This window comes from Buttiauxella cochleicola (genome assembly GCF_021282405.1).
GTDB lineage: Bacteria > Pseudomonadota > Gammaproteobacteria > Enterobacterales > Enterobacteriaceae > Buttiauxella > Buttiauxella massiliensis.
The window spans coordinates 18,956-44,497 of the sequence record NZ_JAJSOU010000001.1; the positions used below are offsets into that span (position 1 = coordinate 18,956).

Below are 25,542 nucleotides of genomic sequence, written 5' to 3' on the forward strand. Positions count from 1 at the left end.
ACAAGGAGAGGACAATGCCCCGTCCTGTTGTTGCGACGCTGAATCTCAGCGCGCTACGTAACAATTTAAATGTTGTTCGCCAGGCAGCTCCTCATTCGCGTGTCTGGTCGGTGGTTAAAGCGAATGCGTACGGTCATGGAATTGAGCGTATCTGGTCGTCGTTAAGGGAAACCGATGGTTTCGCGATGCTTAATGTTGAAGAGGCAATCCTGCTGCGTGAGCTAGGTTGGAAAGGACCGATTTTGATGCTGGAAGGGTTCTTCCATGCCGACGAATTGCCGCTATTTGACCAGTATCGTTTGACCACCAGCCTGCACAGTAACTGGCAGGTAAAAGCTTTAGCTAATGCCAAACTCAATGCACCGCTGGATGTTTACCTGAAGATGAATAGCGGAATGAACCGCCTCGGGTTCAGCCCTGACCGCGTGCATTCTATCTGGCAGCAACTGCGTGTTATCCCAAACGTCGGTCAACTTACGTTGATGGCACACTTTGCTGATGCAGAACAACCTGATGGCATTGTTGAACCAATGAAGCGGGTAGTGCAGGCGGCTGAAGGTTTAGATTGCCCGCGCTCGCTCTCCAATTCGGCGGCAACGCTGTGGCACCCGGAAGCGCATTTCGACTGGGTGCGTCCAGGGATCATCTTGTATGGCGCATCGCCGAGCGGGCAGTGGTGTGATGTTGCCACCAGCGGCTTGCAACCGGTCATGAGTCTACAAAGTGAAATTATTGGCGTTCAGAACCTTAAACCGGGTGATACCGTGGGTTATGGCAGCCGTTATCGGGCAAGCGGTGAACAGCGCATTGGTGTAGTGGCCTGTGGTTATGCCGATGGTTATCCGCGTATCGCGCCGACGGGCACGCCAGTGCGCGTTGACGGCGTGCTGACTCACACTGTCGGTGCCATTTCCATGGATATGTTGACCGTAGATCTCACGCCTTGCCCGAATGCCGGGATTGGTAGTCCGGTCGAACTGTGGGGCAACACGGTGAAAATTGATGATGTGGCTCATGCCGCGGGAACGGTGGGGTACGAATTAATGTGCGCTCTGGCACCACGCGTGCCTGTAGTTACAACATCCTGACTATTGTTGCATTAACGCTCTTTTGCACATCGGTATTGGTATGGCGGGTAAGTTACCTTACCCGCCATATTGTTTTATTACTCAGTCTCTTCACTCTCGACGCGCACACCAATCTTACGCACCTGGTTATCTTCTTTCTCGGCCACTGTCCATATCATACCCGCGAACTCCACCTGGTCACCCACCACCGGCGCGCCGCCTAACATGCCCACCACAAACTCACCCAATGTTTGTTGAGTATTGACGTTATCATCAAGTTCAAGGCCGTAAATGGTCGCGACATCGCCAAACTGGGCGCTGGCTTCGAGAATAAAATCACCAAAGAAGCGTTGGTCGAGCGCGACAGGCGGCGACTGGCTAAACATTTTACCCAGAGCCGGTAAGTCGCGCTCACGTCCAATAACACATAGCACATCACCCACTTGCAAACGCGTGCGGTCGCCTGGTTGCAGCAGAACATTGTCACGGAACAAGGCGGCAATTCGTGTGTCTTTCGGCATTTTCAGATCCCGCAAAGAGGCACCGATGCACCATTTGTCTTCGCTAAGCTGATAAACGAACTGCTCCCAAGGGTTTTCCGGATGAATATCCAGGCCAACACGGGATACAGGCCAGCCGACAGGCGGAACCACAACTTTGGCTTTTTTCGCCGCCCAACCGAGCGACGTGCCTTGTAATAACAGTGACACGAGAACCACGAAGAAGGCGACATTAAAGAACAGGCGCGCATTTTCAAGGCCCGCCATCATCGGGAATACAGCAAGGATGATTGGCACCGCACCACGCAGGCCGACCCAACTGATAAACACACGCTCGCGCAGGTTAAATCCACGGAACGGCAACAAGCCGAGGAACACAGACAATGGACGAGCAAAGAAAATCATCCAGACAGACAGCAGCAGTGCCGGAATGGCAATCGGCAACAGATCGGTTGGATTGACCAGCAAGCCCAGCACCAGGAACATGCCAATTTGCGCAAACCACGCCAGTCCATCAAAGTTTTGCAAGATGCCAAAGCGGCTGCGGATAGGGCGGTTGCCGAGCACGAAACCACACAAATAGACCGCCAGAATACCGCTGCCGTTTAATGCGGTGGTGATTCCAAACACCATAATCCCACCGCTTAATGCGAGCAGCGGATACAAGCCCTGCGGCAGGGTAATACGGTTAATCATTTGCAACAGCAAATAACCGCCGCCAAGGCCAAGCACAATGCCCAGACCAAACTGCTGAATAATATCCACCAGGAACATCCAGCTCAGGCCGGTTTGCCCATGCTGAATCATCTCGATAAGCGTGATGGTTAAAAACACCGCCATTGGGTCGTTACTGCCGGACTCAATTTCGAGCGTTGCGCCGACACGTTCGTTCAGCCCTTTGCCGCCGAGCAGCGAGAACACGGCTGCCGCATCTGTTGAGCCGACGATGGCACCAATCAACAAGCCTTCAATTAAATTGAGATTAAACAGCCAGGCTGCAGCCATGCCAGTCAAGCCTGAGGTGATAAGTACCCCAACTGTGGCAAGTGATAGCGCGGGGCCAAGGGCTACGCGAAAGGAGCTTGCCTGGGTGCGCATGCCGCCATCAAGCAGAATCACCGCCAGCGCCAGGTTACTGATTAAATAAGCGAAAGGATAATTATCAAACGGAATTCCGCCAATACCATCGATCCCCGCCAACATACCAATAGCGAGGAAGATAACCAGAATGGGGATACCAAGACGCGAGGAAAAGGAACTCAATAAGATGCTACAAGTTACCAGTACGGAACCTAAAATAAACAGACTGACTATTGCCCCTGCGTCCAAAATTATCTTTCTCCTTTGCGCCTGTATCTATTCGTGTGGAAAATATTAACACGGAAACTATTGATTCATCGTGCTATCTGAGGGGCTGAAACGACTTTTTTTACCTGATTACCGGATGGCCACTTACGGTGAGGCTGGCGGTTTGCCCGTCATGCTGTAGTTCACCAAAAGCTCCCAATGGCAGAGTGACGGTTTCTGGTTCATGACCAAACGGTAAACCGCGCAGCACGGGAATGGATAACCGCTGCTCTAACATGCGACACATTTCATCGAAATCATAACCGCCGTCGTAGTCACTTAACGTTGCCCCGTTGAAACTACCGAGAATCAGGGCCTTCTGACGCGCTAAAATTCCGGCGTGGTGGAGTTGCAATAACAGGCGCTCCACGCGGAAAGGATGCTCGTTAATATCCTCGACCACTAAAATGCCACCATCAATCACGTTGAGCCACGGCGACCCCAGCATTGAAACCAGCATCGCGAGGTTGCCACCCCACAGCGTCCCGCTTACCGAACATGCAGGCGTTGGGCTTTGCCAGGTGAGGGTAAACTGCGGCTCAGTAATCGCCTGCCAGAAATGCTGCCAGGTATAGCTATTTAACTCTTCTGCACCAAAATTACCCGCGAGCATCGGGCCACTAAACGTTATCGTCCCGGTCTGCGAAAGCAGCGCGAGTTGGATTGCCGTGAAATCGCTATGCCCGCAAATAATCGGTGTACGTTCGTGGAACGCGTGCCCCAAGCTTGAATAGTCTATATTTTCAAGCAAACGGGATGCACCATAACCACCGCGCACCGCCAGAACGATATCGCATTCCTTCGGGAGTGCGGATAAATTCTGAATGTCAGCAAGTCGTTGGTCGTCAGTTCCGGCGAAACGCTGAAAGCGCCGGGTCACGACGGATTGGTTTTCCACTCGATGGCCCGCGGCTTTCAGGCGTTCGATACCGCGCGCAGCAGCAGCCTGATTAACACAGAAACCTGAAGGGGCAATCAAACGAATCGTGGACATGGCATTTCCTTGCTGAAAGTGAATTGGTTATCATGCCGTTATCAAAGGTGGTTGTCATCCGCCAGGCGGCGATGAATCAATGTTGTTTACCCCACAAATTTCAATATTCCGGGTAATTTTATAAGGATAGATGCGTGAATATCAGATGGCTCATTGTATTGGTTTTGTTTTTAGCAGGTTGTTCAAGCCATACCACCAAACAGCCCGAGTGGGACCCTACAAAACCGGTACAACGTGCATTAACCTGGATGCCAATAACCGATCAGGCGGCAAAAGAGTGGGGAGTAAGCCCACGAGTGGTAACGGCGATTATTGCTGTGGAATCAGGCGGTAATCCTACGCTTGTCAGTAAGTCTAACGCGGTTGGTTTGATGCAGATTAAAGCCTCAACAGCTGGGCGTGATGTGTATCGCCATCTGGGATGGGGCGGCGAGCCGTCAACCAGCGAGCTCAAAGATCCGGCGCGTAATATTTCGATTGGCACGGCTTATTTAAGTATCCTGGAACATGGCACTCTGGCTGGTATTGAAGATCCGCAAACTATGCAATATGCGTTGCTGGCTTCTTATGCCAATGGTGCAGGAGCTTTGCTCAGAACCTTCTCATCGGATCGCAAAAAGGCCATTAACGAGATTAACGACCTGAGCCCTGACGAGTTTTACGATTATATCGCGAAGAATCACCCGGCACCTCAGGCTCCGCGCTATCTGTATAAGGTGTCGCGTGCTTTAAACGCTATGTAACAGAGCCCAGCCGCACGTCCCAGTCGCATCGTTTTCTATGCGTCTGGGACGTGCGGCCTTGTCGCCTTTATGCAAATCGCATTCTTTAGTGTCTGTCTTAAACTGTTTACTTCACTCGTTCTGTTTTTTCACGCGCCGATCGTTCCAGCGAGAAGATAATGCGCTGTAGTTCGCGCTCAACGGCCGGGTTTACATTCAGGAAGCGGAAACTCAGGCGAGGGGTGCTGATAGTCTGATTTTTACCGTCGATGACTTTTCGTTCCGAAAGCGTTATCAACTGCATATCAAAGTGAAATTTACCCCACTGCACTAAATCTATTTCCACCTGTGAGAAACGCATTCCTGCGCTCAACCCTTCTGGCAGAGGCCCGTCAAGCAGTGCGCCCATTCCCCCTAATGACAAATCACATAGCCTGAACTGGAAAGGTGAGCCATTAGAGAGCGTGGTATTGCAGAGGTAATAGGGCTGAAGTGGGGCACTGATACGAAAGTATTCCCGACGCTGTACAAACCACAAAGCGGGAGGTAGCGGGGCGTGGAATGCCGGTAAGTTCAGGTAACTTATCACCTGCATCTTAGGCATTATAAATTCTACCTTTGCTCCTTCCGTCTCAGCGATGAACTGTATGTTGGTCGCTTTTTGCGCCGCCTGATTTTCATGCCCCTGGCTTCCAAAATCCACTATCAAACCAGTCGCCGTAACCTCAAGGATTTTGCTGATAAATTGCCCCGATGGCCAACTCAGACGAACCGGTACTTGGTTTTTATGGAGATCACGTAACACGCCTAATACTGCCAGAGGACTTTGTTTCAGAAACTGCTCGTTATAGTTACTCAAGGCCAGGTCCATGTTGTGGTTTTTTGAAAGCGGTAAGCAATCTTATCGGCAATAATGTAAAAAACTTAAGATAAATCTCAAGGCGCTATGCGGATAAATTCAATAACTTAGTGATGCCAGTCACATTTTCCTAACATTTGATTATACTTAGCGTACCGACAGACAAAACCCGCGGCGAAACTGATGTGGGTTCTGGCTTGTTACCACACACAATAATGAAGAGGATGTTCAACATGGGTATTCTGGCCTGGATTATTTTCGGTTTGATAGCTGGTGTTATCGCAAAACTAATTATGCCTGGTAAAGACGGCGGCGGTTTTATCGTGACCTGTATTTTAGGGATTATTGGTGCTGTCGTTGGTGGATGGATTGCAACATTTCTTCATATCGGCGGCAGCGTTACGGGCTTTAACTTGCCAAGTTTCCTTGTCGCAGTAGCAGGTGCGATTATTGTTTTGGTTATTTATCGCATGGTTCGCCGGTAACTATCCTCGTCATACTTGAAGTCGCCTCGGCGTTGGCTGCACTCACTCACCCCAGTCACTTACTCGAGTAAGCTCCTGGGGATTCCTGAGTTTGCCGCCTTGATGCAACTCCAATTATTTAGAGCATAGGTCTTTACCTATTCTGTAACGGCCCCATTTGGGGCCGTTTTACGTTTACTACTTTTGCGTGAAGAAATCGTTGTACAACATGTAGAGATGCGCGGCGCTCCAGGAGAAATTCGGTGCCCCCTGTTGCGCGCCATTGAGCGGATTATAGTTCTCGCGAATTGGACCATCGCTCATTAGGCCATTGGCGTGGGCAAAGAAACGATTAGCCATCTCCACGGCATCGGCACGATAACCGTACCGCTCCATTCCTTTTAACCCGAAGTAGAATTGATCCACCCACACTCGTCCACGCCAATAAATATCAGCACCAAATGCCGGATTCGTCAGTGCTGCAGTCCCTAATGGCACGTAAGTATTAAACTCTTTTGGATCTTTCATGACCTTCACGACGGCATCAGCATGGGATTGAGTGGCGGCACCATTAAATAACGGTGACCATCCTTCCGGTCCCTTGCCCCGCGCCACGATTGGTTTGCCGGCACAGCCATTGGCTAAAGGTTTATCTTCAATCCGAATGTCGTAATAGAAGCCGGTGGCATCGTCAAACATACAGGTGTTGATATAGCTGGCCAGTTTCTTAGCGTGCTGGCTAAAGCGTTGTTCATCTTGCGGTTTGCCGAGAATTTTCGCCATCTCAGCCAGGTAGCTGCTGTCGCTGAACATATAACTGGCCTGGTCAACTGACTCCTGCAAAAGTGAAAAACCGACAAGGCGCCCATTTGAGTCGCGGTTTTCAGCAAACAGCACCTGCCAGTCTTCGCGTTTGCCGCCTTTATCAAGATAACGTTGCAGCTGGTCAGGGCCGATAAAGCCAAACACGGCAGCATCATCACGCCCGGACTCCCACGAAGCGGCAACCTGAGCCGGAATATCAATGCTGTCATATTTCCCGCTACGCAAAACCCGGTTGTAGTTCGCAAGCCCCACCATCTTCTGTTCTTTATTGCCGCGTTTGACGGTAAAGATCATTTCACCCTTTGCGGTGTTATGGGCTTTGTCACGAGTGGCACCATACTCAGGTACACCATTTCTGTTGTGGTCACGGTTACGTAACCACCAGTCATGATAAGCCACCAGATGCGGATACATTTCCTCAAGCCAGGTTTTATCCCCCGTGGTTTTGTAGACTTCCATCACAGACCATGCGGCAAGGCTTGGCTTGGTATTGCGTTCATTCCAGTTGCTGCCATCACCGCCACGCTCAGGGCTTGTGTTATAGGCAATCAAATCTGGAACAAAGCCCGCATCCCATGGGCGTAACGGGTCATCGGTTGGAATCTGCCAGGCGAAGACTGCGCGGATGTTATCTTTTGCCACGTCAGGATTGAAATGTGCCATAGCGTAAGCCTGCTTCCAGGTATCCCACGGCCAGGTCTGGTTACCGGAAAACCAGCGTCCAGTTACAGAGGGTGTTACGGAGTCAAATTTCATCGCACCTGCCACGCCACGCCAGTTTCCATTCAGCGTTTCGATAGCTTTTACTGCCACACGGGTTTGTGACGCCGTCGCGGCAGGGTTTTTTAGCCCTGATTTCAAATAACCTTCCCAACGCTGCTCGGATGCTGTCTGGTAGGGTTGGGGATGCTTGAGAATATCGGTGATTTTACTTTGTTCTTTTTGTACTTCAGCAGCCGTCAACAAATGAGAATAAGTGGTGTAGAGGGTGGTCGAGCCTTCAATGTTGGCTTTTGCAATAAAGCGGTGACCGTCAATTTGGGTGCGCATCGGCAGCGTTTTATGGATTTGGTACTGTGATTGACCAGAGGTCATCAGGTTTGAATCGGCACGCACTTTGCCAAAAGTGACATTCAGACCATCTGATGTGGCATGTAGCGTGCGGGTGTAGCCCGGGAACGCCTGCTCAATGGTTTCATCAGACTGAGGTTTTTGCTCCTGAAGATGATACTTCTCCAGTAACTCGCCATCCCAAACCAGCTCCAGCGGCGCATCGGTAGTGATTTCTGTTTCCAGCAAGGAAGTGCGTGATGTTACAAAGCGCAGCGTCATTTTCACTGTGACACCAGGGGAGGTAAGTGTCTGTATCAACGCCCCTGGAATGCTGTATGCCTTCATTGTAAATGCGATTTTCTTGCCGTTCTGGTACACACTCAGACGGTCGAAATTATTCGCCATAAAGTTGATGTACTCTTCGGTCAGCAAAGCTGGGCCTGGGAAACCACCCATCCCTTCGCTACTTGCTGGCAGCAAGTGCCCGTGCCAGGCACCATCATCAAAAAGCGGATTAAATCGTTGATGTTCGTCGAAATCGTAATCAAGCATCGCCTGTGGCGCGCCGGTGCGATCGATAACGTTCTGGAAATCATTGGCCTTTAATGTGGAGGTGTCGTGCTTTGTTGAATGGCAACCCGCGAGCACAAGCAGCATCGCGAGCGGGGCAAGACGGAAAATTGTTTTCATGAAGTATCCTTACCAGTAGAAATATTGCATCACGAAGACCGAATTGCTGGCCTCGGTGGTGTCGTTATCAAGATAAAAACGGCTGTCCAACGCGGTGGCGAACTTCCCGCCAAAATACTCATACCAGATACCAAACTGTGCATAAGAGGTTGTTTGATCCTCCTCATTATCCAGTTCATGTTTTGCGTAACTGTATGCGGTAGAAAGATAAAAACCTTTGGCAGGCTCAACCATGCCGCTGATCATCATCCCGCTCTCACTACCAGGGTTATAACCATCGCCCTTACCGGTATGGTGCCAGACTCGTCCTGCGAGGTGTTTACCCTGTAAACCCAGCAGATACATCTGCCCGGTGCCGTCGGTCATTTCCAACCCGCTCAGCATGGTTAAATCATCAAGAATGTCGTACTGGAGGTAGCCGTTGATCATCGCCTGATAGGTATATTTATCTGAATAGCGGTCATATTTACCGAAGTGCAACCACGCTTTGCTCTCGTCGACACGGCTCTCTGGAGCTGCTGTGACACTGTAACGCAGCTTCCCTGTCAGGTTTTGTATCTTAGCGGCGTAGGTTAAATCACGCGTGTTGGGGATGACATAGCCATACTCCGGTGTGAAATCTCCCCACCATTGCAAATCATCCAGCGATGAATCGTTACGGGCACTTAAAATAAACTCGGTGCCTTTATCAGTACGATAGCCACCATAAAAACGGTTAATTCCACCTTCGAAACCGCCCCAACTGTGATCCGGCACCCAGGCATTACCATTATTGTCTGCCTGAACCGTCCAGCCTTCCCCATATAGCAGACCAAACCAGTTACCGTGTTTGACCTCAAGACCACCTTCGATATAAGTCCCGTCGCTGTATTTATGCTTGTCGTCGCCATTTAGGTAAACGCTGCCACCCAGGCCCATCTCGCCATAAAAACGAAAGGCGGTGTTACTTGTATCTGCTGTAAGCGAAGGTGGTTGCGGAGTCTGGCGTTCTGCCGGAACAACGCTTTCCGCTGCCAGCAATGCCCCTGCGGGTGAGAACAGTAATAGCAGCGTTACCATAGAGAAAATCTTAACCATGTAATCCATTCCTTGTTGTTATTGCGGTTATCGATCCGTGGAATGCCATTCATACTAGTTAAATATTTACTAAAATATATACTTAAATCGGTAAAGCGATAAGTGGATCACAATGCGAGTAGGGCTATACACGTAGTCGCAATGCCATTAAGCTATTGTTTTCACCTCTTGATTATTGGGATCTTATGGCTACATTGAAGGAAATCGCTCATGCGGCTCAGGTATCGGTGGCTACGGTTTCACGGGTCCTGAATGACGATCCCACACTGAGCGTGAAGAGTCAGACACGTCAGAAAATCCTCGAAGCGGCAGAGCGGCTGGAATACAAAGTCCCCAGCGCCAAACGCCAGGCCGGTCAACGTCTTACCTTTGCAGCTCTTTATACTCATGGGCAAGAGCTGGAAATCAACGATCCCTATTACCTGGCTATGCGCTATGGCATTGAAACTCAATGCGAAAAACTCGGTATTACGCTAGTTTCCTGTTACGACTACAAAGGCGATCGCCCATTGGTGGCAGCCGACGGTTTACTGGTAATTGGTAAACCCCAGCCTGCAACACAGGCGGTGCTTGAGCAGCAGGATTTGCCATTGGTGTATCTCGATGGGGTAACTAACGATCCACGGTTTGACTGCGTAAGCGTTGATTTAGCGAAAATCAGCCAGAAGGTGATCGACTTCTTTATTTCACGTGGTTACCTGCGTATCGGCTTTATCGGTGGCCGGGATGACCCGGAATATGCCGATCAGCGCGAACAGGCGTTTGTTGATTATGGGCGTAATAAAAAGGTTGTTCAGCCGCAGGATGTTTACTATGGGGACTTTAGTAGCCAGGCCGGATACCAGTGCGCGATGAAAATGCTTGCATCATCAAGCGATTACCCACCAGCCTTGTTTGTGGCGACCGACTCTATTGCGATTGGTGTTCTACGCGCTCTGCACGAACACGGTATCAAAGTGCCAGAGCAACTGGCTCTGATAAGCGTCAACGATATACCTACCGCGCGCTTTGTTTACCCGGCACTTTCAACGGTCAGAATTCATTCCGAAACCATCGGTGCGCAGGGCGTTAACCTGCTGATGGAACGCCTGCGTGATGATCGTACCATCCCGCTGTCGGTATTTGTCCCCAGCTCTTTGCAATTGCGTGACACGACAACATCTGAGTAAAATCAATAATTAATCTCATAAGCCCTGCTGGTTTCTTACACCAGCAGGGCTTTTTGTTTTATACCGCGTGTTGATTTATTGTGATCGCCACGGCATTTAGTAAACTTTAATTTTTAGTTTTACTAAATATTTACTATTGTTTGCCCATACCCACGTAATGAGGATGTTGGCGTGAACAATTGGGAAAACATAGAAAAACAATCTGAGAACCGACTGCCACCGCGCGCCTGGTTCCACGGTTATGACAGTGTTGAAAAGGCAAAAGAGCTAAACCGCGAGCAAAGCCTGGGCTTTTTGTTGCTAAGCGGGAAATGGGCGTTTAACTATTTCGACCATCCGCAAAAAGTACCAACTGAGTTTTACCACCAGCCTATGGCTGAATGGGGTGAAATTACTGTTCCGGGAATGTGGCAAATGGAAGGCCACGGTAAACTGCAATATACCGATGAAGGTTACCCGTTCCCTATCGATGTGCCTTTTGTGCCCACCAACAACCCAACCGGTGCTTATCAGCGCCAGTTTTCGCTACCGTCAGACTGGTTACAACGTCAGGTCATTATTAAATTCGACGGCGTAGAAACCTACTTTGAAGTTTATGTAAATGGCCACTATGTAGGCTTTAGCAAAGGCAGCCGTTTGAGCGCCGAGTTTGATCTCAGCACGTATGTGAAGGCCGGGGAAAACTTGCTGAGCGTGCGGGTGATGCAATGGGCTGACTCCACCTATATCGAAGATCAGGATATGTGGTGGATGGCCGGTATTTTCCGTGATGTTTATCTTATTGGTCAGCCGCAAGTTCACGTACATGACTTAACCGTGGTGACGGAATTTGATGAAAACTACTGTGATGCAGAGCTTCAGGTATCGTGCGACTTAAACAATATATCGGCCACACCTGTCGCGGGTTTACAGCTGCATGCACAATTGTTTGATGGTGAAAAATGTATTGCTGAACAAAGGCTTGATGCACTTAGCGTACAGGACAGTGCCACCTGCCAGTTCCTGATACCGGTAAAACAACCGAAGCAGTGGAATGCTGAGCACCCCAATCTTTATTTACTGCTGCTGACGCTGCGCAATAACCACGGCGAAATCATCGAAGTGGTGCCGCAGCAAGTCGGGTTCCGCGACATCAAAGTGCGCGACGGCCTATTTTACGTTAATGGTCGCTACCTGAAATTGCATGGTGTGAACCGCCACGATCACGATTGCCTGAAAGGTCGTGCAGTCGATATGGCGCGAGTTGAGCGTGACATCATCCTGATGAAACAACACAACATCAACTCAGTACGCACAGCCCATTACCCGAACGACCCGCGTTTCTATGCATTGTGCGACCAGTACGGCCTGTTTGTGATGGCGGAAACTGATGTCGAGAGTCACGGTTTTGCAAACGTTGGCAATATTAGCCGCATCACCGACGATCCAACGTGGGAACAAGCCTACGTCGAGCGTATAGAACGCCACGTTCTGGCGCAGAAAAACCATCCTTCTATCATCATCTGGTCCCTGGGAAACGAGTCAGGTTACGGCTGCAATATCCGTGCGATGGCTGCACGCTGTAAGCAACTTGACCCCACTCGTCTGGTGCATTACGAAGAAGATCGTGACGCCGAAGTCGTGGACGTGATTAGCACTATGTATTCCCGCGTCTCAATGATGAATGCCTTTGGTGAATACCCTCATCCGAAACCACGCATTATCTGCGAATACGCCCATGCCATGGGCAACGGGCCGGGTGGGTTAGCGCAATATCAGGCCGTATTTAATCAGCATAAAAGTTTGCAAGGGCATTACGTCTGGGAGTGGTGCGACCATGGCCTGCTGGTGCATGACGAGCAGGGGCGTGAACGCTATCAGTACGGCGGTGATTACGGCGACTACCCAAACAACTATAACTTCTGCATGGATGGGCTTATCTATCCGGATCAACGTCCAGGCCCAGGCTTGCGTGAGTACAAGCAGGTGCTTTGCCCGGTCAATATTCGCCAGACGCAGCAGGATGATGTGTTGCTGGTGGAGAACCGTTACTGGTTCAGCACACTTGGTGACATCGAGTTCAAGGTCGCATATCAGGTTGATGGTAAAACCATCGCACAGCAAACATTGTCACTGCCGCATTTGCTGCCAGGTGAAGCCGAAGAGCTGCAACTGACTGCACCTGAGTTGCCAGCAGGTGAAGTGTTTATCAATGTTGAAATTGTTAAGCGCAGTACGACAAGCTGGAGTGATGCGATGCACTCGCTTGGTCAGTTCCAGATCTTGCGCCAGCAGGCGGTTTCTCGCGAGCTATTGCCACTCAATCAGCACAGCGCATTACGCTGTGAAACGCAGCAAAACAGCCTGGTTATCAGCGGTAATCAATTTGCTCTGACTTTCTGTCGCCTGAGTGGTGAGCTGGTTTCATGGTTGGTAGACGGTGAAGAGATTGTTGGGCGTGCGCCGCATCTGACCTTCTTTAAACCGACTATTGATAACCACAAACAGGAATTTGAAGGGTTGTGGCAGCCGTATCACGTGCACCTGATGCAGCATAATTTCCGCACCCTGCGTCATTTGTCGCAAGGTGAAGATATTGTCGTTGAGATTACCAGTACGATTGCACCACCGGTGTTTGATTTCGGGATGCGCTGTACTTATCAGTGGCGCATAACTCCCGCAGGCCATGTCAGCCTGGATTTATCAGGTACTCCATATGGAAATTATCAGGCCATTGTTCCAAAAATCGGCCTCGATTTCGGCATCAGCACTCGCTTTAAAAAGGTGGAATATTATGGCCGTGGGCCAGGTGAAAGCTACACTGACAGCTGCCAAAGCAATCTGATTGGCCATTACCGCCAGCCGGTAGAAAGCCTGTTTGAAAACTACCCGTTCCCACAGGATAACGGCAACCGCCAGGATGTGCGTTGGTTGAGCGTTGAAGATGAAAAGGGTAACGGGATTTTCATCCAGCCCTCTAAGCCGATTAACTTCAGCCTATGGCCATATAGCGCAGAAATGTTGCAACAGGCGCAGCACATTAATGAGCTGGAAAAGGGCGATTACCTGACATTAAACCTCGATGATCAAATCCTCGGACTTGGCTCCAACTCATGGGGTTCCGAAGTGCTGGATTCATTCCGCGTTTACCTCAAACCATTCCACTACGGTTTCACTATGGTGCCGTTCAGTAAAGCGCAGGAGGAGACGGTTGATCTCGCGAAATACGATTTCCAACCGCAAACCAACCGCGCACTTTCTTGATAGGGCAAACGTAATGATTATTTTAAATACCTTAGAAGATTTTAAGCAGATTTATCGTGCGGGGAAAAAATGGCAGCGTTGTATCGAAGCTATTAATAACCTCGAAAATATTCAGCCTAATATTTTTTATTCAATTGGTGATTCCCTGGTTTATCGCCTTGCAGAAGGCCCAATAAATAACATGGATTTATTTGAAGGGAATCGCCGTTATTTCGATGTTCATTATTACCTTGCGGGACAAGAAACCGTTGAGGTTGCAGCGAAAAACGAGTTAACCCCAGAAATTGCTTACAGCGATGAAACTGACCGTGAGTTTTTGCGCGGGCAGGGTGTTAAACATCAGCTTAAAGCCGGAAACGTCATCATCTGCGAAAACCACGAAGCACACCGCTTCTCGCAGGGGAAAGACGTCAAAAAAGTGATTTTAAAAGTCACGATTGAAGAAACGTATTTTCTAAATAAATAGGGTGTTAAACGCCTGACTGGTGTCGGATGGCTAAAGCGCCATCCGACCTACGAAAAAAATTATTAAAATTTACCCTACAGTGTGGAGTTCGTATGGCTTCAACAAACAGAAATACTATTGGCAAGTTCGGGTTATTAGCGATGACATTTGCGGCGGTGTTTAGCTTCAATAACGTCATTAATAACAATATTCAGTTAGGTATCGCATCGGCACCGGTTTTCCTGGTGGCGACACTCATTTATTTTATTCCGTTTTGTTTAATCATCGCGGAATTCGTCTCGCTGAACCGTAATTCCGAAGCGGGAGTTTATGCCTGGGTGAAGAGTGCGTTAGGTGGCCGCTGGGCATTTATCACCGCCTACACCTACTGGTTTGTTAACCTGTTTTTCTTTACCTCGTTACTACCGCGAGTTATTGCCTACGCCTCGTATGCGTTCCTTGGCTATGACTACATTTTCACGCCGTTAACGACGGCAATAATCAGCATTTGCCTGTTTGCTTTCTCCACCTGGATTTCAAACCACGGGGCAAAACTGTTGGGGCCGATGACCTCAGTCACCTCCACGCTGATGCTATTACTTACCTTCTCTTACATCATTCTTGCAGGGGCTGCCGTGATTGGCGGCGTCGAACCGGCTGACCCAATCAACGTGCAGGCGATTACACCGCAGTTTAGCTGGGCATTCCTCGGGATTATCGCGTGGATTTTCCAGGCCGCGGGTGGTGCTGAGTCGGTTGCGGTATACGTCAATGACGTAAAAGGCGGCAGCAAAGCCTTTGTTAAAGTGATCATTTTGTCTGGTTTATTCATCGGTGGCCTGTATACCGTCTCCTCACTGCTGATTAACGTCTTTGTTCATAAAGCCGATTTGCACTACACCGGCGGTACGGTGCAGGTATTTGAAGGGCTGGCGAATCACTTTGGCTTGCCAACGTCGCTGATGAACCGCTTTGTCGGGATTGTCTCCTTTACTGCTATGTTTGGCTCATTGCTGATGTGGACTGCTGCTCCAGTGAAAATCTTCTTCACCGAAATTCCAAAAGGTATTTTTGGTGAGAAAACCGTGCGTCTTAACCAGCATGGTGTACCGACTCGTGCAGCGTGGATTCAGTTCCTGATTGTTATCCCATTGATGCTTATCCCAACCGTGGGTTCGGGTAGCGTACAGGAGTTGATGAACACGCTTATTAACATGACCGCTGCTGCTTCAATGTTACCGCCGCTGTTTATCATGCTTGCCTATCTGAACCTGCGTATGAAATACGATGAGGTTAATCGCGATTTCCGTATGGGCACACGCATGCAGGGGATCACCATTGTGAGCGTGTTGATCGTCATTTTCACCGTCGGGTTTATCGCCTCCACATTCCCGACTGGCGCCAGCATTATGACAATCGTGTTTTATAACGTCGGTGGGTTGGTTATCTTCCTGGGCTACGCCTGGTGGAAATACAACAAATATGAGAAAGGGCTGGATGCCAGAGCGCGGTACGAAGCGGATACACCGCTTGCACAAATTGCGCTGGAACAACAGCAGGGAAAGCCAGCTTCACCGCTCGCAGGTGAGGTAGCGATATCTCGCCAACCATAGAAATACGGCCCCAAACGGGGCCGTATTTGTGTTTTCGTAGGTCGGATTAGCGAAGCGACATCAGACACTGGCGTTAACAAAAATTAAAAATCATATCCCACGGTTGCAATAACAGAACGCTCTGCACCCCAGTAGCAATAGCCGGTACCGTAGCAGCCCGCAACATAATCACGGCCTGTCAGGTTAGTGGCGTTAACTTGCACGAAAGCCCCTTTCAAAGATGGCGTCCACGCACCCATATCGGCACGCACCATCGCATCAAGCAGAGTGACAGAAGGTACACGCAGGGTATTTTCGTTATCCGCCCATTGCTTGCCAATGTAGCGTACGCCCGCGCCCAGACTGATACCTAAGTCGGCTTTGAACATTCCCCACAAGCTTGCCATTTGGTCAGGCGTCACATACGGCGTGTTACCGTCGTTACCGTCGATTGCATCCTTAAAGCGTACTTTGTTGTATGTGTATCCAGCGATGGTTGAGAAACGCTGATTCCACTGTGAACGCGCTTCCAGCTCAACGCCCTGCGAGCGAACTTTACCTGCTGGCTCAAAGTAGCTGCCCTGAACCACACGATTACCGACATCTTTTTGCGTCAGGTCGTACAGCGCAACGGTATACATATCTACTGTGCCAACCGGCTGATATTTCACACCCGCTTCGTACTGCTCGGCAGTGGTCGGCTTCAGCAATTTGCCTTCAGCATCAGGCAGAACCTGCGGTGTAATTGCCTGGCTGTAACTGACGTAAGGAGAAATCCCGTTGTTAAACGCATACAGCAGGGAGGCACGTCCGCTGAAATGATCATCGGTGCGGTTATCTGTCACATCACTGTCAATGGCTTCAGCCACGATATGGCTTTTGGTCACCATATGGTCGTAACGACCAGACAGCGTCATATGCCACTGATTCCACTTCATATCATCTTGTAAATAGACGCCTGTTTGTTCGTACTGACGCTTACCTGCTTTGGTCAACAGACCCTGGTTGATAGTGGAGTAAGTCGGGTCACGCGGATCGTAATAGTAGAAACCGCCAGGTCCACCGGACTCGCCAGTCCATGGGTTTAAGTTGGTGGTATAAGCAGAATCGTCAGACAGGTTATTGGTGTATTTATGGAATTCCCCACCAAGCACCACTTTGTGGTCCAGTTCGCCGGTAGCGAAATCTGCTTCCAGTTGGTTATCGATGGCGTAAGCGTCGAGTGATGAGGTTTCACCGCTGTAATAACGCGTCAATTCGTCGTGCGCGGCATCTGCCCAACCAATCTGGTATGCCTGCTTGAGGCCCACGTTTGAGTGGGTATAGCTGGCGTTGGAGCGGAATGCCCAAGTGTCATTAAAGTTATGAGCGAACTCGTAACTGTAAATCTGCTGGTGGCGTTTGAATTCGTCATTACCCGGTTCTACATCAGAGAAACCGGTGCTGAGTTTACGGCCAGTAGACGAATAGAGACTACCATCTGCCGGAACTGAACCGTGGAAGCCACCGGAGGGATCTTTTTCCAGGTATGCACGCATCACCAATGAGGTATTTTCGCTCGGTTGCCACAATACAGACGGGGAGATGGCATAGCGTTCTTCACGCGTTTTCTCATACTGGGTATCAGTATTTTTTGTCATACCGATGAGGCGCCAGGCCCATTGATCGTTAATCGCATTGGTATAGTCGAATGCAGTGCCGGTGGTATTGTTGTTACCGTACATGGCACGGACGTGGCCTTCCTCAATGAACTGTGGGCGCTTTGAGGTCTCCATCACCAGTCCGCCAGGAATGGTTTGCCCGTAAAGAGCTGAAGAAGGCCCTTTGATAACGTCAATACGCTCAAGGAACCATGGATCAACCTGCACCACGTTGTAGCTGCCGCCGTCACTCATCAGGCGTAGGCCGTCAAGGAAGATGTTATTCACATCACCGCCGTGGAAACCGCGCAGTGCGACGGTGTCATAACGCGTTGCACCACCAGCAAAACCAGTGAAAGCGCCCGGTGTGTAGTTGAGTGCGCTGTTTACAGATAATGCACCCCGATCATCAATTTGTTGACGAGTCACGACAGACACCGACTGACCAGTAGTGATTAACGGCTCATCAGTTTTGGTGGCACCACGGCTGACCGTCGCGCTGTAACCCTGAGTTGGGCTGGTGGAGGTTTCTGTCAGTGTGTCGGTCACAATAACGGTATCTTCCGCCATCGCGTAGGTTGGAGCAGCAAGAGCAAGCGCGCAGAGTAAAGCGGAGCGCTTTACGGTAAATGCCAGTTTCATTTAGTTATTTTCCCGAGAAGGTCTTTTTGTTATCACCTGAAGAGCCGATCTGTGTCGGAGAGGTTGGTATAAATTCAGGCGATCTTACAACGAATAGGAATGCGAATTATTATCGTTATTGTTATTGTAAGCAAGTGCAAATATTGGCAGGTGTAGAATTAAAACCCATGAAAATATTGGTGTTTTTACAGGAGGCAGACGGTAGTGGGAGAGTTTTTTACTCCTTCTCCTTGAGAGAAGGAGAAGGAGGGGATGAGGCCGTTGGAACGACGTTACTGGGTTGAGGCCGCCGTAGGTTTTATAGTTTCAGTCACAGGACCCGGTGTTGCTGAAGGCAATTTATCCGGTGTGGAATCGCAGGGCTTCTCTGTACCGCATAACAAATCGAGCATTTTCAGCGTCACACCGTTGGTCCAGCCAAAACCATCCTGGAGAGGATATTCTCCGCCACCACCGCCTGTGCCCGTGCTGGATACATCATACTTTTCAACCAGTTTCTGCTCGCGGTTGTAGGTATGCTGCACATTGGTGAGGAAGCGCCAGGTGACTTCCATGGCTAAATCTTTATGCCCATAGTTCTGCAGCCCTTCGGTGGCCACCCATTGCAGCGGAGCCCAGCCATTTGGTGCATCCCACTGCTGGCCCGTTTTCAGATTGGTTGTCGCAAGCCCACCGGCTTTAAGCAGTTGCGCACGGGTGATGGTTGCCATTTTGTCCGCATGCTCTTTCGAGGCAGCATGTACATAAAGCGGGAACAGTGCGGCGGCGGTCAACTGAGAACGAACAGCATTAGTTTTGAGATCGTAATCGGCATACCAGCCCTGTTTGCTATTCCACAAATGCGCTTCCATAGCTTTCTGGCGAGCATCTGCCAGTTGCTGGTATTGCGCTGCTGCACTGGTGTCTTTCGCCACAGTGCTGGCGTGCGCCAGCGTTTTTTCCATCTGGAATAACAGGGCGTTTAAATCCACCGGCACGATTGAGGTGGTGCGAATCGAACCAAGTTGTTCTGGGTTATCCATCCAACGAGAGCTGAAATCCCAGCCCGAGGCGGCAGCGGCGCGCAAATCACGATAGATTTCTGTTGCCGGGCGATTCGGGTTGTTTTTCGCTGTAGTCACATCATCCAGATAAGATTCAGTACGTGGCGTATCTCTGTCATCCCAATAGCGGTTCAGGACTGAACCATCTTTAAGTTTCACCACACGCAGGTTTTCAGAGCCCGGTTGCAGCGTATCGCTGCCCTGCATCCAGTAGGCGTACTCTTTTTTCAATTGCGGCAGGTAAGTGGTATAGGTTTCATCACCGTTGTGGCTGGCCAGCAGTTTGACCATAAAAGCAAAGAACGGTGGTTGCGAACGGCTCAGATAATAACTGCGGTTGCCATTGGGAATATGCCCCCAGGCATCAATTTCATGGGCAAAGTTATCCACCATATCCTGCACTTTGTCCCAGTGACCGCTTTCCGCAAGCCCGAGCATGGTGAAATAGCTGTCCCAATAATAGACTTCGCGAAAACGCCCGCCGGGTACGACATACGGCTTAGGTAACGGCAGCAACGAATCCCATTTATCAACGCTGTCTGTGGTGCGCGTTAGCACCGGCCACAGGCTATCGATATGTTCACGCAGTGTCTGTCCTTCAGGTGGAACATATTTTTCACCCTCGCGCGGCAAAGTGAAGTTCACATTCACAAAATGACGTAAATCGAAGCCAGATTGATTGCGCTGCATGCGGTAGTCCGCAAGGATCATTAACGGATCGTTATTAGGAACCGCATCTGCAAATGTCTTTTGGTCAGGGAATAATTTTGCAGTCTGGACATCGGTAAATAACGGGCCAAGGAGCACATCTGGTGGCTGGGGCTGCGGTTGTTGTTCGTCAGCCGCCGAAGCGGGCAAGGTAAAAGCGACGAACGCACAACCGATAGCTATTTGAATCGCAAGCAATAAACTACGAGGACGGCGCAAAGCAGGATTTATCATCTATTGTTCTCCTTTTCATGATCGCGTGAAGTTTTAGCGATCAACCCTATGAAAACCTTAGACGAATTTGCGGGCAGTACCAGGTGCCATGTCGCATATTAAAGGAAAGCAGATAATTTACCGCTGGCACTGGCGCTTACCCTTGCGGATTAATCAACCATGTTCCTGCTTTTTCCACAGACAACGTCATGTTTCGCGTCTGGTTATTATCACGCAGGGTAATCTGGTATTTCCCGGCAGGCAGTTGCAGGAAACCATAACCATTAGCGCCAGGTGTGATTTTTTCTGTTTTGCCATTCACATCCAACTCTTCACCTTCATTCATGCGGACATAAACGCGCGCCAGCATGCCGTCAGTGGCGGGTAGAGCAGTTGGAGTTGCCACCGGTTGGACTTTTTGTGCCGCGGGTGTCTCAAGTTTCGCTGTCTCGGAAGTCGGCGTTGTCGAGAAATGGCCACCAAAAATTACCGCACCTACAGCCACGCCGACCAACAAACTGGCCGCTATCTGTAGTGGCAATTTGTAGCGTTTGCGTAACGGAGACAGCGGGGTAATCTCGGCATCTTCCAGAGCAACCAACATGGTGCCTGGTTGTTTTAGCGATGTGAGGCCATTGATGCCGCTCATCGGAATCTCGGCAAGGGCCGCAAATTCAGCAATAGATTGCGGGCGGTCTTCAGGTTTTAGCGCCAGGGCGTGATCGACGGCCTGCAACAAACTGTGGGAATAGCCTTCAGGGCGATTCTTCGCGAGCTTAACGCAAGGGTCCTGAATTGTGCGGGTAACACTGGCTGGGGGGCAGGTGCCTGTTATCAAAGTATAAAGAATGGCGCCGAGTGCGTAGATATCAGTCCACGGCCCTAGTTGGTTTTCGAGATCGTCAGCGTACTGTTCCAACGGGGCAAAACCAGGATTAAGCGGCGTTTTAATCTCGTCGCTGTTTTCTGCATTGGCGCGCAGTGGAGCACCTGCATTAAGTAGCAGCGGCGCTCCGTTGTCCTGAATCTGAATACTACGCAGGGACAAATCACGATGAATAAATCCTTCGTCGTGCAATGTGGCCAGCGCCCCGCACAGCATCGGTAATATGCTGCGTAACCAGGCATCGTTGATGATTTCGGGATGTTGCTGATGCAGCTCGGCAAGCGTCATGCCGCTGGAGTAACGTGTTGCCGCATAAGCGGTTTCGTTTTGCGTCCAGAAGCTTAAAACCTGAAGCAGGTTTGGGTGGTTGAATTGCGCAAGCTGACGAGCCGACTGCACAAAACGATTCATGCCCGAGCTGAACGCCTGGCTATCTTGTTTACTGCGCAAAACCAGCTGCATATTATCGCTACGAATGGTCAGCGCACGTGGCATAAACTCATTGATAGTTACCGGTCGTTCGAGTTGATGATCCCACGCTTTATAAACCACGTTGGTATTGGTGGACTCAGTCACTTGCTGAATTTCAAACTCGTCGAAACGGAAACCTGGTGGCAGAGCTTCGGGAAGTTCTTGTTCGTAATCTTTATCAGTCATGATGGCCTTTCTCTGCACGAAATCGACGAATGTTCACAGGTTATTTCTGGGCGCGCCATGCGCCCACCGCCGGATCACGCAATTGCGGACGCAGGGAGTCAATCAACAGCAAGGTAATAGGTGTATCTGGCGCAAGCCATGCCGACCATACTTTGCGTACTTGGTTTAAACGCGCCTGAATTCCAGCCTCATCAACCGTCATTTCACGTGGAACTTCAACAGCCACGGTTCCGGTGGCTTGCCAGCCATTTAGCTCGGAGTTATAGGGCAAAATCATCCAGCTCTGCGGCGCGTGTTCATTACTGACGACCATGCGTTCATTGTTCAGGCTGGTGATAAGCAGGCTGTCAGAACCCGCATCGGCGCTCAGTCCACTGACCGGGAAACCATGCACAAAGGTCATCTCATTGCGTTTTTCACCGTGAATACCGCTTTGAATGATTTCACTACGTCCATTCAGCCAGCCGCCGTTTTCACATTTTCCGTTAGGGATAAACATTGCCGAAGCGTTGGCGTCTCCTTGCCAGAAGGTGCGCAAATGGCAGCCATCCTGCAACGTAAACTCCTGCCATGGGGTGCGGTCAGCTAACGGCGAGTTCTCATCGGAATGGGGTAGTGCATTTGGTTCACTTGAAACTACTGGCGCAACAATGACTGCCCAATCACTGTTTTTGGTCGCGGTGCCGACGGCAAGCGTCTGGCCTTGTGGATCTTCCAGTTTCCAGCTCACCAGTTGAACAGAGCTACACTGGCTTTCCAGCAAGGTGCCAAGGCGCGGCATAAAAACGTTAAGCACAGATGGATTTTTATCGCCATTGGCTACGATTCGTAAGGGGAGTTCAGCAGCACACCAGTTCTGCGGCGTGTTGTTTTGCACATCATCTATCCAGACATCCAGCTTTTGCGAAGGAGACTGAACGATACGATAGTTCCCAGCCCATACGGTTGTAGATGCCAGCAACAGCGCCAGACCCGAAAGCCAGAGTTTCATAGAAATCCTTGTTAGCCGAGCAATATTAAATAAAAGGCCGTAACACAAAACGCCTTTGATTAATCAATAATCCAGGTGCCGCTATTAGCGTTCTGACAGGCTTTGCTGGCGTCATCGACGGCAACACAAGTCGTTTTCTTAGAAGCCTTACGCGGACGTGGGCGATCTTTTTTTAGCGTCTGGGCGTAAAGTTCACTTTTGACCAGAGCGCGTGCCGGAACATAGCCCAACATTTCTTGTTTATCTTGCTCTGCAATCGCGAGCCATTTGTTCTCGACCTCGCCAAGCACGGTATAACTTTGTCCGTTTTCAAGGGTACTTATCACTTTCCCACCAAAATCCGGCTTGCTCAAAATAGAGCCCGGGTAGAGAGCCCGATAACTGGCGTTAACTGGGGTAAACTCTTGTGGCGCGGCTACAGCGTAACGGTGTGTGAGGGTGACGCCATTGATTTCACTAGTCACGATAGTATCGTCCGTCATTTTTGGCGGCGGTGCTTTACAACCTACTACAGTGGCAACAACAGCAATGATCAACAGGCTTCGCAATTTCATCGTAACTTTCCCTGAAAATATGATTCAAACCTGGTCGCCGGGAGGAGGTAAAAATGGCGAAGAAGAAATCCAGGAATCTGAAGGATTATTCACACTGCTTATACATAGTAACTTTAATTTTACATCGCTTGATTCACAATTCAATGGCGATGTAACTGATTGACATCATTAAGTGTTAAGTGGGTCAAGAACAGGGGCAAGAGTGATGATTCACGGGTTGAATGTTATATCCTTACAGGTTAGCAGTAGCATATATTATAAAACATCATTTTAATTTTAGGACGGAGTATGACGATGGAACCGTTATTGCCTAATATCTGCGATTTTATTGCACATGTTTCGCCACTTAACACGCTCCCGGTGGAGGCGCAAAATGAAATCGCGCGCTCCATCAGCATTAGCTATCTGGCGGTTGGCGAGACGCTGCCTTTCGATATTGCGGCTGTTGAGCGCTATCTCTACATCGTACGTACCGGTTCGCTTGAGCAACGCTGGAGTGATGGGGTGCTACGTGCCCGTCTGGGACCAGAAGACTTGTTTGGTTTCACCTTCCTTGAAGGGATTCCGGGTAATCCTGAAGATTGTTACAACGTCACTGCTATCGAAAACACGCTGCTATACCAAATCCCGCATAGCGTGCTGAAATCGATGCTGCAAAAATATCCCCAATACGCGACACACTTTTCGATTAACGCTCATGAACGCCTGAATGGCGCGATGGACATTGTCTGGAGCGATGAAGACAAAGGCATGTTTGTGCGTAAGGTTGGCGACTTGGCGAGCAGCACGATTTCTGTTGTTGAATCAACAACGTCCATACAAGAAACGGCCAGGCAGATGCGCTGGGTCGATCGCTGCTCAACGGCAGTGGTAATGGATGCTGATGAAATTATTGGCATTATCAGTGACCGGGATATGACGCGACGCGTAGTGGCGGAAGGCTTTGATATCTCGCGCCCGGTTAGAGAAGTGATGACTGCAGCACCGATAACTGTGTCATCGGGTGATCTGGTGATGCATGCGGTGGCGCTGATGATGCGCCACGGTGTCAGTAGCTTGCCGGTCGTTGATTGCCAAAAACCAGTCGGCCTACTGACGGCTTCGGATCTGGTGCAACATCATCGCGTGCAGGCTATTTTCCTGATCGAGCGCATTAACCATTGCCAATCTGTCGCTGAGTTAGCCGTTCTTAAAGTTGAACGCCAGGCAATATTCGAAGCTTTAGTGGAGGGGAATTTACGCAGTGGTGTGGTTGAAATGGTGATGTCGATGCTGATGGATGCCTTCACCCGCAGGTTAATTGAACTTGCCCTTAGCGAGTTCGGCGAGCCACCTTGTGAATTCGCATGGATAGTGGCGGGTTCGCACGCCCGAAATGAAGTTCATGTCCATTCCGACCAGGATAGTGCGATTATTTTGCCCGACAGTGCAGGTATTGAAGAGCAAATGTGGTTTTTACGCTTTGCCCGATTTGTTTGCCTGGGGCTTGATGAGTGTGGCTATCCATTATGCACTGGCCATTTTATGGCTTCGGAGAGCCGTTGGTGCCAGCCGCTATCGGTATGGCAAGCCTGTATTCGCAAATGGGTCATTAATCCGGAATATACGCAGCTATTGAATGCGACCGTATTTCTGGAAACGCGCGCATTTTACGGCAACACCTGGCTGCATGATGCATTTCAACAATCGCTGCTGAACGATATAGCCGCTCATCCTGGCTTCTTACGTTCACTCACCCGTGATTCGGCCAATACTTCGCCACCGCTTGGTATCTTTAACAATCTGGTGCTGGAAAAAAGTGGCAACGACAGTAAGACACTTAACATCAAACGCTTTGCGCTAACGCTTATCATCGACTTGTCGCGGATTTACGCGCTGGCAGCAGGGTGCAGTGAAACCAGCACCGAAGCGCGTTTCCGTGCCGCACGCGATAAAGGATTGATGTCACCCGGTGGGTGTACAGACATCATTGATGCTTTTCATTTTTTAACCCGGCTGCGTTTTAACCACCAGTTGTCGCAGCTGCGTAAAGGAATTACCCCCGATAACCAGATTGACCCGCGTGAGTTTGGCAGCTTTGAGCGCAAGCATCTGAAAGATGCCTTTAGGATTATTTCCCGCCAACAAGAGCTGGCCCGCATGCTGTTTGTGAAGGGGTAAT

The 25,542-nt window shown here is 50.0% G+C and carries 18 protein-coding genes and 1 pseudogene; 9 read left to right on the forward strand and 10 right to left on the reverse strand.

Features of this window, described 5'->3' with window-relative positions:
* Window positions 1–14 precede the first annotated feature (14 nt).
* Both dadX and LVQ79_RS22630 read left to right on the forward strand, forming a co-directional pair.
* On the forward strand, window positions 15–1,088 hold the full coding sequence (gene dadX / locus LVQ79_RS00105; protein ID WP_232863432.1) for a catabolic alanine racemase DadX: 1,074 nt from the start codon (window positions 15–17) through the stop codon (window positions 1,086–1,088).
* A pseudogene (locus tag LVQ79_RS22630) lies at window positions 1,046–1,231 on the forward strand (hypothetical protein); the annotation flags it as partial. The gene dadX and the pseudogene LVQ79_RS22630, both read left to right, overlap by 43 nt.
* Here the strand turns inward: LVQ79_RS22630 and LVQ79_RS00110 are convergent.
* Both LVQ79_RS00110 and ldcA read right to left on the reverse strand, forming a co-directional pair.
* Window positions 1,166–2,896 carry a potassium/proton antiporter gene (locus LVQ79_RS00110; protein ID WP_232863433.1) on the reverse strand — a complete coding sequence of 577 codons (1,731 nt, stop codon included), beginning with the start codon at window positions 2,894–2,896 and terminating at the stop codon, window positions 1,166–1,168. The pseudogene LVQ79_RS22630 and the gene LVQ79_RS00110 sit on opposite strands and share 66 nt — an antisense overlap.
* Window positions 2,897–2,996: 100 nt before the next feature.
* Window positions 2,997–3,908, reverse strand: coding sequence for a muramoyltetrapeptide carboxypeptidase (gene ldcA / locus LVQ79_RS00115; RefSeq protein ID WP_232863434.1), 912 nt, complete (start codon window positions 3,906–3,908; stop codon window positions 2,997–2,999).
* Window positions 3,909–4,042: 134 nt separating this feature from the next.
* Between ldcA and emtA the strand changes: the two genes are divergently transcribed.
* Window positions 4,043–4,651, forward strand: coding sequence for a membrane-bound lytic murein transglycosylase EmtA (gene emtA, locus LVQ79_RS00120; protein WP_232863435.1), 609 nt, complete (start codon window positions 4,043–4,045; stop codon window positions 4,649–4,651).
* A gap of 106 nt (window positions 4,652–4,757) precedes the next feature.
* Here emtA and ycgR read toward each other — a convergent pair whose 3' ends face one another.
* Window positions 4,758–5,489 (reverse strand): flagellar brake protein YcgR, encoded by a 732-nt coding sequence (gene ycgR / locus LVQ79_RS00125; RefSeq protein ID WP_232863436.1) that lies wholly within the window; start codon window positions 5,487–5,489, stop codon window positions 4,758–4,760.
* A 233-nt stretch (window positions 5,490–5,722) separates the two neighbouring features.
* On the opposite strand from ycgR, the gene LVQ79_RS00130 reads away from it, so the two are divergent.
* Entirely contained in the window at window positions 5,723–5,974 is a 252-nt protein-coding gene (locus LVQ79_RS00130; RefSeq protein ID WP_034455252.1) for a GlsB/YeaQ/YmgE family stress response membrane protein, read from the forward strand.
* Window positions 5,975–6,151: 177 nt separating this feature from the next.
* Here the strand turns inward: LVQ79_RS00130 and ygjK are convergent, their stop codons facing one another.
* Window positions 6,152–8,521, reverse strand: a complete 2,370-nt coding sequence (ygjK, locus tag LVQ79_RS00135) for an alpha-glucosidase (protein WP_255668677.1) — start codon at window positions 8,519–8,521, stop codon at window positions 6,152–6,154.
* A 9-nt stretch (window positions 8,522–8,530) separates the two neighbouring features.
* Window positions 8,531–9,571, reverse strand: coding sequence for a protein YgjJ (gene ygjJ / locus LVQ79_RS00140; protein ID WP_370639818.1), 1,041 nt, complete (start codon window positions 9,569–9,571; stop codon window positions 8,531–8,533).
* Window positions 9,572–9,783: 212 nt separating this feature from the next.
* Here ygjJ and ebgR point away from each other — a divergent pair, with 212 nt between their 5' ends.
* The 4 genes from ebgR to LVQ79_RS00160 all read left to right on the forward strand — a co-directional run bounded on the left by ebgR (window position 9,784) and on the right by LVQ79_RS00160 (window position 16,068).
* Window positions 9,784–10,767 carry a transcriptional regulator EbgR gene (gene ebgR / locus LVQ79_RS00145; protein ID WP_232863438.1) on the forward strand — a complete coding sequence of 328 codons (984 nt, stop codon included), beginning with the start codon at window positions 9,784–9,786 and terminating at the stop codon, window positions 10,765–10,767.
* Between the two features lie 171 nt (window positions 10,768–10,938).
* Entirely contained in the window at window positions 10,939–14,010 is a 3,072-nt protein-coding gene (ebgA, locus tag LVQ79_RS00150; protein WP_232863439.1) for a beta-galactosidase subunit alpha, read from the forward strand.
* Window positions 14,011–14,023: 13 nt separating this feature from the next.
* The gene (locus LVQ79_RS00155) at window positions 14,024–14,476 is read left to right on the forward strand and encodes a beta-galactosidase subunit beta (protein WP_232863440.1); all 453 of its coding nucleotides are present in this window, start codon (window positions 14,024–14,026) and stop codon (window positions 14,474–14,476) included.
* 92 nt (window positions 14,477–14,568) lie between these two features.
* Window positions 14,569–16,068 (forward strand): amino acid permease, encoded by a 1,500-nt coding sequence (locus LVQ79_RS00160; RefSeq protein ID WP_232863441.1) that lies wholly within the window; start codon window positions 14,569–14,571, stop codon window positions 16,066–16,068.
* 83 nt (window positions 16,069–16,151) lie between these two features.
* Here the strand turns inward: LVQ79_RS00160 and LVQ79_RS00165 are convergent, their stop codons facing one another.
* The 5 genes from LVQ79_RS00165 to LVQ79_RS00185 all read right to left on the reverse strand — a co-directional run bounded on the left by LVQ79_RS00165 (window position 16,152) and on the right by LVQ79_RS00185 (window position 23,381).
* A complete protein-coding gene (locus LVQ79_RS00165; protein WP_232863442.1) occupies window positions 16,152–18,329 on the reverse strand; it encodes a TonB-dependent siderophore receptor in 2,178 nt (725 codons plus the stop codon).
* Window positions 18,330–18,601: 272 nt separating this feature from the next.
* Window positions 18,602–20,314: an alpha,alpha-trehalase gene (locus tag LVQ79_RS00170; RefSeq protein WP_232863443.1), complete on the reverse strand. Its 1,713-nt coding sequence runs from the start codon at window positions 20,312–20,314 to the stop codon at window positions 18,602–18,604.
* Between the two features lie 136 nt (window positions 20,315–20,450).
* Window positions 20,451–21,836, reverse strand: a complete 1,386-nt coding sequence (locus tag LVQ79_RS00175) for a serine/threonine protein kinase (protein WP_232863444.1) — start codon at window positions 21,834–21,836, stop codon at window positions 20,451–20,453.
* A gap of 40 nt (window positions 21,837–21,876) precedes the next feature.
* Window positions 21,877–22,827, reverse strand: coding sequence for a hypothetical protein (locus tag LVQ79_RS00180; RefSeq protein WP_232863445.1), 951 nt, complete (start codon window positions 22,825–22,827; stop codon window positions 21,877–21,879).
* Between the two features lie 59 nt (window positions 22,828–22,886).
* The gene (locus tag LVQ79_RS00185) at window positions 22,887–23,381 is read right to left on the reverse strand and encodes an SH3 domain-containing protein (protein WP_151995711.1); all 495 of its coding nucleotides are present in this window, start codon (window positions 23,379–23,381) and stop codon (window positions 22,887–22,889) included.
* 294 nt (window positions 23,382–23,675) lie between these two features.
* Between LVQ79_RS00185 and LVQ79_RS00190 the strand changes: the two genes are divergently transcribed.
* Window positions 23,676–25,541, forward strand: a complete 1,866-nt coding sequence (locus LVQ79_RS00190; RefSeq protein WP_232863446.1) for a putative nucleotidyltransferase substrate binding domain-containing protein — start codon at window positions 23,676–23,678, stop codon at window positions 25,539–25,541.
* Window position 25,542: the final 1 nt, after the last annotated feature.